This window comes from Streptosporangium sandarakinum (assembly GCF_050942225.1).
In the GTDB taxonomy this organism is placed as follows: Bacteria; Actinomycetota; Actinomycetes; order Streptosporangiales; family Streptosporangiaceae; genus Streptosporangium; species Streptosporangium nondiastaticum.
Genome location: NZ_CP192034.1, coordinates 7,539,793 through 7,553,175, shown reverse-complemented (window position 1 = coordinate 7,553,175; position 13,383 = coordinate 7,539,793). Strand labels below are relative to the sequence as shown.

Sequence of the window (13,383 nt, the reverse complement as noted above, 5' to 3'; positions counted from 1 at the left end):
GCGTGCCAACGGACCCGGATGATCCGTACGGCTCCATTAGGGTTGGACACGGGTCGCACCTCCTGTGTGCGATCAAGGCCCTGCCAGGCGACTTGGCCTCGCTTGGTGGGGCCGTTCTCTTTGGACTATGAGGGTTCCGGGACTCGCCTGGGAGTTGTTTCCACAGGCTGTGGATAAGTTCGCGGACCGTCAGACGGGACCCTGGGGCCGCTCAGGCTCCGGTATCACCGCCCGCTCGTCGGCCTGGGCTCGCGGCGACTCGGCCCGCTCCCCAGGCCGGACTTGCCTCGGGTCGGCCCGCTCCCCGAACCGGATTCGCCGAAGCTCCGCGCATCGAGCAGCGACCAGGCGGGCGACCTCCTCGGCTCCAGACACCGGCCGCAAGGTGTAGGCGGGTCGCCCCCACTGCTCGTCCCACCCGGCCTGCCACCAGAACCGGTCGCCGTTGCACCACACCACCAGGCCGTCCCACACCGACACGAGCGCCAGCTCGTAACCGTCATGGACATCGGCCACGACACCCAGTGCTTCAAGCGCCCGCCGCAGCCGCTCGGCGGCTTCTACGGCCGACGCTTCAGGCGGATGCCGGGGGCCGTTCGGATGCTCGTTATCCCTCACGGAGAGTGAATGTATGGAAGCACAGCGGCGTGGACATCAGTGCCGTTGATATTTCGGCGATGGGTAAGGCCAAAGCCATCCAGCAGGGTTACTTTGAGGCCATGGCCTACTCAGATCCGGCGGCGGAGAGCGTGGGAACCCGTGTACGGCGTGCCCGGAAGCGCGCCGGTATCACTCAGATCGAGTTGGCCCGGCGGCTCAACCGTGCGCAGTCCTGGGTGTCCGGAGTCGAGAACGACAGCATCCCCCTGGACTCCGTCGCGCTGATCAACGCCCTCGCCCGCGCCCTGCGCATGCACCCCAACGAGCTCACCGCGCGCCCCTACCGCGGCGACAGCCCGAGCGAGGACCGAGGCCACTCCGCAATCCCCGAGATCCGCCGCCAACTGGAGCGCTACGATCTCGACCCGGAGTGGGAAGACGCGGTGCGACCGCTGTCGGATCTGCGCGCGGTGATCGAACGTGCCCGCTGGCTGAGGAGAGAGGCACGTTATGCCGATCTGGCGGACGAGCTTCCCGCGTTGCTCTCCGAACTCCAGGCCGCGACGCACCTGTACGAGGAACCCGACCGAAGCGCGGCCTTTGGTCTGCTCTCCTTCGCGTATCGAGCAGCCGACGCGGTTGCCTATAACCTGGGCTACGCCGACCTCCCTGTGATCACTGCCAATCGGGTTCGCTGGGCAGGAGGCCGCGCCGGGGACTTTTACAACGAGGCCATATTCGCCTACATCCGAAGCCGCAACCTGTGGGCCAGTACCTCATGGAACGACGCGATGGCCGTGCTCGACACGGCGTGCGCGAGCATCGAGCGCGAATACACCGCAGGCACCTCAGAAGCGCTGGCCGTGTGGGGAGGTCTCCAGCTGAGAGCCGCGATCACGGCCGCGCGTAAGAACGATGCCGATGAGGCGTGGTCACGTCATCGGCTCGCGGCGGAAGCGGTCACCCGACTTGGCGCTCGCCAGCGTACAAACTATTACGAGCTATCCACCAACCAGACCAACATCGACATCCATGGCGTCGCCATTGCCGTCGAACTTGGTGATGGCCCACAAGCTGTACAGCGAGCCCAGGCAGTGCGGCTTCCGAAGAACTTACAAGCCGGCCGGGCTGGATATCACTACTTGGACTATGCACGAGGGCTGCTGTGGTGCGGCAAGCGCGATGCCGCCGTGGCCGAGCTGGAACGCGCCGAGAAGATCGCCCCGATGCTCGTCCGCAACCACCCCATGGCCCAGCAGGCCGTACGAACCCTGCTGGACCTGGAGCGCTACAGCTACCGCGAACGCATCCGCCGCCTCGGCGTCCGCATGCACATCCTTTGAAGTGCCCCCAAGCTCCAGGGTTAGCGGATCGATCTGGCGATCTACAGCTTGACCCAGCGTTCCTTAGTCGGCCAAGCGCATTAGGAAGGTATGTCCCATAAGGCGAAGAATAGCCAGATCGGTCTAATTTGTAATCAAATTGATTGCTTCTTGCGTCTGTGGACTTGCTGCTGTGCTGTAGGACTACGCCATGAGCGATAGCTACATGGAAGACGCGTTCAGCGCCCGACTTCGAGCGGCCGCAATGGACTGGCTTAGGTTGCGCTGTACGGACGAAGATCCTGTAGTGCGTCGTGACGAGCTACTTGGGTTTCATTTCGAGGGTGAAAGGATCCCTCTGGTAGACCCTAATCGGGGGATTCGCAAGCCTAAGTACATGACTGCAGCTCTTTCCATATTAACAACCTACACGGCGCCCGGTAAGCGTCCACCGTATGACGACAAGCCTGGGCCTGACGGGTTGCTCCGATATAAGTATCGTGGAAGAGATGATAAACAAGCGGATAATGTAGCATTGCGTGTTGCTCATGAGCGAAAACTTCCTCTGATATGGTTTTACGGGGTAGCGCCCGGGCTCTATTTGCCGCGCTTCCCAGCTTGGCTTATCGCTGAAGAGAAAGACCAATTCCAATTTGCGGTTGCTCTTGACGAGGCTCAGCTTTCGATACCTGTAGGTAGTCAAGCATCGGTGGCTCAGCGGCGCTATGCTGAGCGATTGACTCGTCAGCGTCTCCATCAGCCTGTTTTTCGAGCCCAAGTGCTGCGCGCTTATGAGGGAAGCTGCGCTATATGTAATCTTCGCCATGCTTCTTTGCTGGATGCTGCGCACATCATGCGTGACAGTCATCCGGAGGGTATCCCCGCGGTTTCAAATGGCCTAGCGTTGTGCAAGATTCATCACGCCGCCTATGACAAAAACTTCTTAGGTATTCGCCCCGACTATACTGTGGAGATTCGAGAAGATCTCCTCGATGAAGAAGACGGGCCTATGCTGCGTCATGGTCTTCAAGAGATGGATGGGATTGCGCTGAAAATTCCTAAACTGCGCCAGGATCGGCCTAGCATTGCTGCGATTATGAGTCGCTATGAGGAGTTTAAGAAATCTGCCTAGCAATCCCATAGCGCGAGACATTCGACCTGGCCGGACGGCTTCGCCGTACGCTGGCCGACCACCTCGTCCGCGACGGCTGTCTCACCGCCCCCAGATGGCGAGCGGCGATCGAGCCCGTCCCGGAGAGCCGGCTCGCCGCTCCCCGGCCACGCAGGCTTCGGGCGGACGTCGCGTTCTGCCGGGGTGATGCGTCACCGGGCGCGCATGCGACCGACCCGCACGTTGCGAGCACGGAGGTAGGTGCTGCCGGCGGGACCCGGCTGCTTGTCCCAGCCGGGACCGCCAGGCGCGATTCCGGAAGCCCAGGATCCCATCTGCAGATTGATGATGAGCCACTGGGGGACACCGGCCCAGCCGACTCCCCGGTGGGTCGCCTTCCGGACTCCGTCGAAGTAGTAGTCGAGCATGACGTCGTTTCCCCGCTTGGACATCCGGACGCGGTACCTGTGCCAGGCGTCGGGTTTTTGGCCGCTGATCAGCTTACGCTCGACGTGCTCATTGTCGTCGGCGCTCCTGCTCCAGGTGTTGAAAAGGTTGGTGGAATTCCCCACGTATTCCAGGATGTCGCTCTCCGGCGGCCAGTCCGGCCAGATCCCGGTGGTCCAGAAAGCCGGCCAGATGCCCTTCCCGGTCTGCGTGCGGAACTCGCCTTCGATGTCGTACTCGGGAAACCGGTCGTTGACGAGGATCTGCTTCTTGGCGTGGACGGCGCCTGAGCGGTACCACAGCGGAGCGTTCGGCGCGTGCGGGCTGTCTCCGTCGGGTTCGGCCAGCCGGGTCGCCTTCAGGGTCAGCACGCCTTGGGCGAGAGAGACCTGGCCGGAGTGCATCCTGGCGGCGCCGTTGTGGGTGTCGGCGTCGGCGTCCCAGGGGTAGAGATGGTTCCAGTTCTGGCTGAAGGCCGAGGAACTGCTGAAGGAGGACTTCTTGATGACGTTCTCCCACGAGGCGTCGGCTCGGCGGGGGCGGCCGCCGGCTGAAGACGTGGCGTGCGCCCCGGTGGGGACGAGTGAAAGCCCTAATGACAGACCGCCGACGGCCGCCGCCGAGGCCAGGAGCCGACGCCGGCTGACTTCTTGTTCGGACACGTTCTTTCCTTTCTCCGGTCCCCGAATCCGTCGGTCACCGACGTCCGAAGGGAGGCCGGTCGCCGAGCGGGGACTCGGGGCTGACCGCAGAAAAGCACATGAACGTCACAGACCGCGTACGGCCCGCCGCGCACCTGAGCGCCGGCCTCCTTGGAGGGCTCGGCTGTGACTATGGCTTCGAGGAGGATGCCGGCGACCAGAGCCCGGCCGCGGTGCCGTCCTCGACATGCCTGCGGTAGGTGAGGACCTTGTCGTGGATGATCTCCAGGCTGGCCGTCAGGTCGGCGAGCCTGTCCCGGATGGTTCTCTCGTGCTCCTCCAGCAGTGCGAGCCGCTCCGCCTCGTTACCCGGACCGGATCGGACGAGTTGAGCGAACCTCTTCACGGTGGCGATGGGCATGCCGGACTCCCGCAGTCGGTTGCACAGCAGGAGCCACTCCACATCCGCCGGTTCGTAGACGCGCTGCCCTCCGGCCGTGCGCGGAATCGGACGGAGGAAGAGCTCCTCACGCTCGAAGAACCGCAACGCGTGCACGCCCAGGCCGGTCGCCTTCGCGACGTCTCCGATGGAGAGGCCGTCCGTGTTCCTGCTCATGCCGTACCGCCGTAGCTTGACCTAGCTCGCACTCTAGATTTTAGCGTTGAGCGCATGGCAATCACGCAACACAAGATCGGCTCGGGGTTCGGCGCTCACAGCACGGCGGACGACGTCCTGGCCGGAATCGAGCTGTCCGGCAAGAACGTCCTGATCACCGGTGGTTACTCGGGTCTCGGCCTTGAGGCCACGAGCGCACTGGTCCGCGCCGGGGCGCACGTCATCGTGCCCGCCCGCCGTCCCGCCGCGGCGATGGAAGCGCTGCGCGACGTTCCGCGGACGGAGGTGCGGGAGCTCGATCTGACGGACTCCGACAGTATCCGGAGGTTCAGTGACCGGTTCCTGGAGACCGGCCGGACCCTCGACATCGTCATCAACAACGCGGGCGTCATGGCCTACCCGCAGAGGCTCGTCGAATCCGGATGGGAAGCGCACCTCGCCATCAACCACCTCGGGCACTTCGCCCTGGTCAACCGGTTGCGTCCGGCACTGGCCCCCACCGGGGCGCGAGTGGTGTCCGTCGCCTCTTCAGGGCACTTCCTGTCCGACATCCGTTGGGACGACCTGCACTTTCGTCATGACTACGATCCTTGGCGGGCCTACGGGCAGTCCAAGACGGCCAACGCCCTGTTCGCCGTCCACCTCGACACCCTGGGCGCGGCCGGTGGCGTGCGCGCCTTCGCGGTGCACCCGGGCAGCATCCTCACCCCACTGCAACGGCACATCCCCCGCGCGGAGCAGATCGCCCAGGGCTGGATGACCCGGGAAGGCCACCAGGCCGACGGCTTCAAGACCCCGGCGCAGGGGGCGGCGACGGCCGTATGGGCGGCCACATCGCCTCTGCTCGACGAGTACGGCGGCGCCTACTGCCAGGACTGCGACATCGCCGAACCCGCGACCACCGACGACATGCTCGTTGGAGGCGTCAAGCCGTGGGCGGTCGATCCCGACTCCGCGTCCCGGCTCTGGGCCATCTCCAGCGAGCTCACCGGACTGGACTGCTTCGCCTGACCCGGAGGTGAGGCCATCGCGCCGATGTGCCACCGGCCCGGCCCGGCCGTCGTGACCTCCGTGCCCTGGGGCGTACGAAGATCGGCGGCGATATCGACATGCCGCCGAGCGTGGTTCCGCCTAAGGTCTGCCGGATGACGCTCTCTTATGACATGGCCGGCGATGGTCCGGTGCTGGTGCTGCTGCATTCCGGGGTGTGCGATCGGCGCATGTGGGATCCGCAGTGGCCGGCCCTGCTCGATGCTGGATACCGGGTGGTCCGCTGTGATTTCCGGGGGTTCGGCGAGTCCCCGGTGGCGGACCGTCCGTACGGCGACGCCGATGATGTCGTGGATCTGCTCGGGAACCTCGGCATCGAACGGGCGGCGCTGGTGGGGTCCTCGTACGGCGGGCAGGTGGCCATGGAGGTGGCCGCCCGCCGGCCGGACATGGTCACGGCCCTGGTGCTGCTTTGTTCCGCTCCACCCGGGCACGCGCCCAGCGACGTGCTGCGATCCTTCGCCGAACAGGAGGAGGCGCTGATCGAAGCCGGTGACATCGCGGGGGCCGTTGAGCTGAATGTGGAGAACTGGCTGGGCCCCGAGGCCGATGACACGGTTCGGGAGCAGGTCCGCCGGATGCAGCGACACGCATTCGACGTGCAGCTGGCCGCAGTGGAGGAGTTCGCGCCGACCGAGGCGGAGGTGGATCTCTCGCTGATCAAGGCCCCGTGCCTGGCTCTCTCCGGCGGCCACGACCTGGTGGACTTCCGGGAGACCGCCGCCCGGCTACCGGAACGACTCGCCGATGCCCGTCACAGTGAGCTGCCCTGGGCGGGTCACCTGCCCAGCCTGGAGCGGCCCGCCGAAGTGACGGACCTGCTGATCCGGTTCCTGCACGAGACGGCCCCGGCACGCTGAGCGAGCTCGATCTCAGCCATGCCGGCCCGGCGGCTCGGCGGCCCGGTCAGGCCCCGGTGGCGCCGGGCAGCAGCAGTGACTTGCCCACCGTGGCGCGCTCGGCCAGTGCGCGGTGGGCGTCGGCGGCCCGCTCCAGCGGGTAGACGGCGCCGATGGCGGGTCGCAGCCGTCCTTCCGTGGCCCGCTCCAGCGCCAGGGCCAGCCATTCACGCGCGGCCTCCCGGGCCGGCGGGCCGTCGAGCAGCGGGGTGAACACCCGGAGACCGCGACGCGCGGCCAGTTCCCGGTCCGGGGCGGCGAAGCCCTCGGCGGTGCCGTAGGTGACGAACCGCCCGCCGTCGGCCAGCGCGTTCAGGGCGGCCGTACCGAGCGGGCCGCCCGCGCCGTCGTAGACCAGCGCGGCGCCGCCGCCGGTCACCTCGCGGACCCACTCGATCCAGTCCGGACGCGTGTAGTCGACGGTGGCCTCCGCGCCCAGTTCACGGGCCAGCGCCAGCTTGGCGTCGCTGGACGCGGCGGCCACCACCCGGGCGCCGGCGTCGATCGCCAGCTGCACCAGCAGCGATCCCGCTCCGCCGGCCGCCGCCGTCACCAGGACCCACTCGCCCTTCTCCGCCACACCCAGCCGTTCCATCATGATCGCGGTCGTGCCGTCGTGCACCAGCGCCGCCGCCGTCTCGAAGGCCATTCCGTCGGGGATCGGCATGATCTCATCGGCGTCGGCGACGACCCGCTCGGCGTAGCCGGTGCCGGTACGGGTGACCACCCGCCGGCCGATCCACGCCGGGTCCACGCCCTCGCCGATCGCCACCACCTCGCCGGCTCCGCCGCCGCCCGGGATGTACGGCAGCTCACGCGGGAAGATCTCCTTGCCCCAGCCGCTGCGCAGCAGGGTGTCGAGGAAGATGACGTCCGCCGCGGCCATGCCGACGACGACCTGGCCGCGGCCGGGCACCGGGTCGGGCAGTTCCACCGGGGTCAGCACTTCCGGACCGCCGAACTCGGCCACCTGGATCGCACGCATGAGAAGCACCCTTCATCGGGAGAGACCGTCCCGCTCAGCCTCCAACCTGAATCACGGTTGAGGTCAAATCGGCGGCCGGACGGGCCATGAGGAGTCCTTCTCGCGCGGCGTCCGGATTCAGCCTGGCGTGGATCGCCCCTTCGACGCCGTACGGGGCAGCGCCGTACCGGTCGATGTCAGGCCACCGGAACTCAGGGGAGCGGACCCGCTCCCGGAGCGGGTCAGGCCGACCGCGGTCACATGTCCTCGCCGGCCGGCCGCCAACCGGCGCAGGATACGACCTCAACCCCCCGGCTCGGGAAGACGGAATCCATGAAGAAGTCGTGCATCGCCGGGTCGCCGTCGGCGCAGCCGTCACGCAACACGGTCAGCCGGTAGCCACGGTCCGCCGCGTCGTAGCACGTCGCGGCCACCATCGCGCTGGTCGCGACACCGGCGATCGCAAGAGTGTCGACGCCGCCCGCGCGGAGTACCAGGTCGAGGTCTGTGCCGGCGAACGCGCTGGCGCGGCGTTTGGTCACGACGACGTCCTCGTCGGCGACCGGCAGATCGATCTCGGTTCCGGCCGATCCCTCGTGGAAGGCGTCCCCCGCTTCGTAGAACGTCCTGAACATCGCGTTGCCCGGCGGCAGGTCGGCTCCGTTGCCCCGGACGGCGAAGTGCACGAACACGATGAGAGCACCGGCCGCACGGGCGCGCGGGAGCAGTTCGGTGAGCGGTGGCACAACCTGCCTGGCGAACGGATAGCTGCTCGTGATGCCCCGCTGGATGTCACCGATGATGAGTGCGGTGGTCATGACGGACTCCCAACTGATATGTCCATCCGGCGTCCTGCGGCTGGCAGGCGGACCGGAGGACTTCCCCGATGTGTGACGCCGACTGTTATGTGGCGATCGGCACCTTATCGGGCTGCTGATCGCAGTTGACGGGGTCGAGGTGATCTAGTTCGGACCATGGACGGGGGAGCGGTGCAGAGGGCCTGCTCGGCGCCGTACTCCTCGAACGTGCTGACGGGGCGGAAACCGGGGCGGGTCCGGGCGGGTTGTCAGCCGGCACCCTCTGGGGGCGGCAGATGATCGGGGATTGTGCGGACTTTCCGGCCTGGGGTGGGTGATAGTGGCGGGGTGAGCGCTGAGGAGCACCAGGAGCACCAGGGGGAGGGGCGGGAGGCTCGGTCGGAGCTGATGCGGGCCGGGGTGCGGGCCCGGGTGGCGCGGCTGGCCCGCACCTCGGTCTCCGGAGCGCGCCGCTGGTCGCCTCCGGCGCTGCTGGCGCTGCTGTCGGCGGGGGCGTTCGGGGCGTTCCTGGAACCGGGTGAGGCCACGGCGGGGGCCGCGATGCTCGGAGCCGCCACCGCGGTCGGCGGGAACCTGCTGACCGACATCGTCAAAACGGGCATCGCCCGCCTCGGCCCAAACAGCGGCGACGGCGCCGACGCCGGCGGCGGTGAGGCGTCGCGGCAGGCGCTGGAGGCGGAGCTGGAGCGGCGCATCCAGCAGGTCCTGGAGAGCGGCGGGCCCGAGGCGAAGGAGTTGCGCGCGGAGATCGCGCACCTGCTGGAGGAGGTCGGCGCGGTCGGCGCCGCGATCGAGGCGACGATCCAGGCCGGGGACCGTGACCTGCAGGAGCATCTGACCCGTGGCCTGGCCGGCCTGGGCCGGGAGTTCGCCGAGTTCGCCTTCACGCTGACCGCCGTCGAAGATCAGCTGCGGGTGCTGCGCGACGGCCAGGATACGCAGGGGGCGCAGCTGGGCCTGGTGGTGGATCTGCAGTACCGGCAGGCGACCGACATCCGGCTGCTGTTGCAGCTGGTGGCCGAGCTTCCCCGGCAACCCCCCGGCGGCGCACCCGGTGCCGTCCGGGCGCGCTGGAGTGACGGGTGTCCGTATCGGGGGCTGGTGCCCTTCGGCGAGGCCGACGCCGAGGTCTTCCACGGCCGGGAGGTGACCACCGCGCAACTGCTCACCACCGTCTCCCGGCGGCTGGCCGCCCCGGGCCTGGTGGTGGTGACCGGCGCCTCAGGGGCGGGTAAGTCCTCGCTGCTGCGCGCGGGCCTGCTGCCGGCGATCGGCCGGGGTGAGCTGACGGCGGCGGCCCGCCACTGGCCGGTGCAGGTCCTGGAGCCGGCCGGCTCTCCGCTGGTCGCTCTGGCGGCCGCGCTGGGTGCGCTGGCGGGTGTTTCGGCTCCGGAGGTGGTGCGCGGCCTGCGGGAGGATCCCGGGCAGGCGCCGCTGCTGGTGCGCCAGGCCGTCGAGGCCGACGCCCGCCGCCGCGCCCTGCCGTCGTCGGCCGTGGCCGGGGGCCGGCTCGTGCTGGTCGTCGACCAGTTCGAGGAGGTCTTCACGCTCGTCTCCGACGCCGATGAGCGGGCCGTGGCGGAGCGGGAGGCGTTCATCGCCGCGCTGCATGAGGCCGCGACCGCCGGGTGCGGGCCGCACGGCGCCGCGGCGGCGCTGGTGGTGCTCGCGGTGCGCGGCGACGTCGTCGACCGTTGCGCCGCCCATCCGCGTCTGGCCGCCGCCCTGCGGGACGGGGCGTTCGTCGTGGGCCCGATGACCGAGCCGGATCTGCGGCGGGCGATCACCGGCCCCGCCGACGCCGCCGGCCTGGCCATCGAGCCCGGCCTGGTCGATGTGATCCTCAGCGAGCTGCGCGCCGCGGGCGGCGGGTATGAGGCGGGGGCGTTGCCGCTGCTGTCGCAGACGATGCTGACCGTCTGGGAACACCGCGAGGACGACCGGCTCACCAGCCGGGGATATGCCCGCACCGGTGGGGTGACCAAGGCGGTGGCCTCCAGCGCCGATGCCGTCTATGCCGCTCTGGCCCCGGACCGGCAGGAGGCGGCGCGGCGGGTGTTCGAGCGGTTGACGGCCGTCACCGGCGACGGCGCGCTGGCCCGCCGTACCGTCGAGCGGGCCGCCTTGCACGCCGGCCGCACCGAGGCCGGGCGCGCCGCGGTCGATGAGGTGCTGGAGGTCTTCGCCCGCAGCCGGCTCGTCGTCGTCGACGCCGGCCGGGTGCAGATCGCCCATGACGTGCTGCTGGGCTCCTGGCCGCGGCTGCGCGGCTGGCTGGCCGACGAGCGCGCCGACCGTGTCCTGCACACCGAGATCCTGCAGGACGCCGCCGAGTGGGACCGGCATGGCCGGGATGCGTCGTTTTTGTACGGCGGGATTCGCCTGCAGGCCGCCGAAGAGGCCGTCGCGCGCTGGCGGGCCGACCCGGGCCGCTATGCCGGGTTCGGCCTGCCCGGCCCCGCCGCGGCCTTCCTGCATGAAGGCAGCCGCGCCGCCACCCGGGCCCGGCGTCGCCAGCGGCTCCGGTTCACGGTGCTGGCGGGGCTGCTGGTGGTCGCGGTCATCACCGCGGTGGCCGCGGTGCGCTTCGGCCAGGACGCCGAACGGCAGCGCGCCGAGGCCGACCGGCAACGTGCTTGGGCATTGGACCGCAGCGCTCAGGCCGCATCCCGGGAGACGGCCGCCTACAGCCAGGCTCTGTCCGACGACCCGGAGACGTCGGCGCGTCTGGCCCTCGCGGCGCAAGCCATCGCCGACACCGACGAGGCACGGGTGAGCCTGGCCGCGCTTCTCAGCAGACCGGCACGTGCTGTCCTGGCCGGACACACCAACTCGGTGGCCTCGGTGGTTTTCAGTCCGGACGGCACCCGTCTGGCCACCGGCGGAGGCGACGACATGGTGCGGATCTGGGATGTGGCGACGGGCAAGCAGGTCGGCGCCCCCCTGCGCGGACACACCGGTTGGGTGTATTCGGTGGCTTTCAGCCCGGACGGCAAACGCCTGGCCTCCGCCGGAATGGACAAGACGGTGCGGATCTGGGATGTGGCCACGGGCAAGCAGGTCGGCGCCCCTCTCACCGGACATCTCAGAATGGTGAAGTCGGTGGCCTTCAGTCCGGACGGCAAACGCCTGGCCTCCGCTGGAGGCGACAAGACGGTGCGGATCTGGGATGTGGCCACGGGCAAGCAGGTCGGCGCCTCCCTGCGCGGACACACCGGTTGGGCGTATTCGGTGGCCTTCAGTCCGGACGGCAAACGCCTGGCCTCCGCCGGGGGCGACAAGACGGTGCGGATCTGGGATGTGGCGACGGGCAAGCAGGTCGGCGCCCCCCTCACCGGACACACCGGTGTGGTGTTATCAGCGGTCTTCAGTCCGGACGGCACCCGCCTGGCCTCCGCCGGAGTCGACGACACGGTGCGGCTATGGAACGCGGCCACCGGCAAGCAGGTCGGCGCCTCCCTCACCGGACACACCTTCTCGGTGTCCTCGGTGGTCTTCAGCCCGGACGGCAAGCGCCTGGCCAGCGGCGGAATGGACAACATGGTGCGACTGTGGGACGTGAGCACGGGCAAGCAGATCGGCGCCCCCTTCACCGGACACACCGGTTGGGTGTATTCGGTGGTTTTCAGTCCGGACGGCACACGCCTGGCCACCGGCGGAGACGACAACACGATTCGGCTCTGGGATACGGCCACCGGCAGGCAGATCGGCACCCCCCTCACTGGACACGTCGGAGTGAGACAGTCGGTGGCCTTCAGTCCGGACGGCAAGCGCCTGGCCAGCGGCGGAATGGGCAACATGGTGCGGCTGTGGGATGTGAGCACGGGCAAGCAGATCGGCGTTCCCGCCATACGCACCGGTTGGGTGTATTCGGTGGTTTTCGGTCCGGACGGCACCCGTCTGGCCTCCGCCGGAGTCGACGGCACGGTGCGCCTGTGGGATGTGGCCACCGGAAAGCAGGTCGGCGCCCCCTTCACCGGACACACCGGTTGGGTGTATTCGGTGGCCTACAGTCCGGACGGCACCCGTCTGGCCTCCGCCGGAGTCGAGGGCACGGTGCGCCTGTGGGATGTGGCCACGGGCAAGCAGGCCGGCGCCCTCCTCACGGGACACGTCGGAGTGATGCAGTCGGTGGTCTTCAGTCCGGACGGCACCCGTCTGGCCTCCGCCGGAGCCGACGGCACGGTGCGCCTGTGGGATGTGGCCACGGGCAAGCAGGCCGGTGCCTCCCTCACCGGACACACCAGCGAGGTGTCCTCGGTGGTCTTCAGTCCGGACGGCACCCGTCTGGCCTCCGCCGGAATCGACGGCACGGTGCGCCTGTGGAGCGCGAGCACGGGCAGGCAGATCAGTATCCCCTTCACTGGACACACCGGTCAGGTGTCCTCGGTGGTCTTCAGTCCGGACGGCACCCGTCTGGCCTCCGCCGGAGCCGACGGCACGGTGCGCCTGTGGGATGTGGCCACCGGAAAGCAGGTCGGCATCCCCTTCACCGGACACACCGGTCAGGTGTCCTCGGTGGTCTTCAGTCCGGACGGCACCCGTCTGGCCTCCGCCGGAATCGACGGCACGGTGCGGATCTGGAATGTCGGGCTACCGTATGACCTTCAGGGTCTCCTGCAAGCGGTATGCGATATCGCGGGCCGGTCGTTCACTCCTGAAGAGTGGCGGCGATACATTCCCAACGAACTGTACCGGCGGCCCAACTGCCCGACCACCCAATATGGTTAGGTCCTTTTCTCCGCCACACCGGCCCCGGCATCCGTGAGACCGTCCTGCTCATCGGTGCTGAACAACTCCTGTCGCTCACCGGACGGGCGCCATCCGCGGCTCGTTCATCGTCCCGGATCCGAGGTGGGACTCCTGGGCCGGACGTGCGACGAGCCGATCCCTCCTGCCGCCGGGAATGTCGGAT

At 68.6% G+C, this 13,383-nt stretch carries 10 protein-coding genes; 5 read left to right on the top strand and 5 right to left on the bottom strand.

What is annotated here, in order from left to right:
* Positions 1 to 189 precede the first annotated feature (189 nt).
* Positions 190 to 618 (bottom strand): hypothetical protein, encoded by a 429-nt coding sequence (locus ACQP10_RS34635; protein WP_433540432.1) that lies wholly within the window; start codon positions 616 to 618, stop codon positions 190 to 192.
* Between the two features lie 29 nt (positions 619 to 647).
* On the opposite strand from ACQP10_RS34635, the gene ACQP10_RS34630 reads away from it, so the two are divergent.
* A complete protein-coding gene (locus tag ACQP10_RS34630; RefSeq protein WP_433540431.1) occupies positions 648 to 1,943 on the top strand; it encodes a helix-turn-helix domain-containing protein in 1,296 nt (431 codons plus the stop codon).
* Between the two features lie 190 nt (positions 1,944 to 2,133).
* The gene (locus ACQP10_RS34625) at positions 2,134 to 3,054 is read left to right on the top strand and encodes an HNH endonuclease (RefSeq protein WP_433540430.1); all 921 of its coding nucleotides are present in this window, start codon (positions 2,134 to 2,136) and stop codon (positions 3,052 to 3,054) included.
* A gap of 191 nt (positions 3,055 to 3,245) precedes the next feature.
* On the opposite strand, the gene ACQP10_RS34620 is transcribed toward ACQP10_RS34625, so the two are convergent.
* Complete coding sequence (locus ACQP10_RS34620; RefSeq protein ID WP_433540429.1) at positions 3,246 to 4,142, bottom strand: family 16 glycosylhydrolase; 897 nt, start codon at positions 4,140 to 4,142, stop codon at positions 3,246 to 3,248.
* Positions 4,143 to 4,311: 169 nt separating this feature from the next.
* Positions 4,312 to 4,737, bottom strand: a complete 426-nt coding sequence (locus ACQP10_RS34615) for a MerR family transcriptional regulator (protein ID WP_433540428.1) — start codon at positions 4,735 to 4,737, stop codon at positions 4,312 to 4,314.
* Between the two features lie 54 nt (positions 4,738 to 4,791).
* Between ACQP10_RS34615 and ACQP10_RS34610 the strand changes: the two genes are divergently transcribed.
* Entirely contained in the window at positions 4,792 to 5,748 is a 957-nt protein-coding gene (locus ACQP10_RS34610; protein ID WP_433540427.1) for an SDR family NAD(P)-dependent oxidoreductase, read from the top strand.
* A gap of 134 nt (positions 5,749 to 5,882) precedes the next feature.
* On the top strand, positions 5,883 to 6,647 hold the full coding sequence (locus ACQP10_RS34605; RefSeq protein WP_399501479.1) for an alpha/beta fold hydrolase: 765 nt from the start codon (positions 5,883 to 5,885) through the stop codon (positions 6,645 to 6,647).
* 46 nt (positions 6,648 to 6,693) lie between these two features.
* Here the strand turns inward: ACQP10_RS34605 and ACQP10_RS34600 are convergent, their stop codons facing one another.
* Together ACQP10_RS34600 and ACQP10_RS34595 are read right to left on the bottom strand one after the other, a co-directional pair.
* Entirely contained in the window at positions 6,694 to 7,671 is a 978-nt protein-coding gene (locus ACQP10_RS34600; RefSeq protein ID WP_399501478.1) for a zinc-binding dehydrogenase, read from the bottom strand.
* Positions 7,672 to 7,907: 236 nt separating this feature from the next.
* A complete protein-coding gene (locus tag ACQP10_RS34595; RefSeq protein WP_346018763.1) occupies positions 7,908 to 8,468 on the bottom strand; it encodes a cysteine hydrolase family protein in 561 nt (186 codons plus the stop codon).
* 327 nt (positions 8,469 to 8,795) lie between these two features.
* Here ACQP10_RS34595 and ACQP10_RS34590 point away from each other — a divergent pair, with 327 nt between their 5' ends.
* The gene (locus ACQP10_RS34590; RefSeq protein WP_433540426.1) at positions 8,796 to 13,199 is read left to right on the top strand and encodes an AAA family ATPase; all 4,404 of its coding nucleotides are present in this window, start codon (positions 8,796 to 8,798) and stop codon (positions 13,197 to 13,199) included.
* The last annotated feature ends 184 nt before the right edge of the window (positions 13,200 to 13,383 follow it).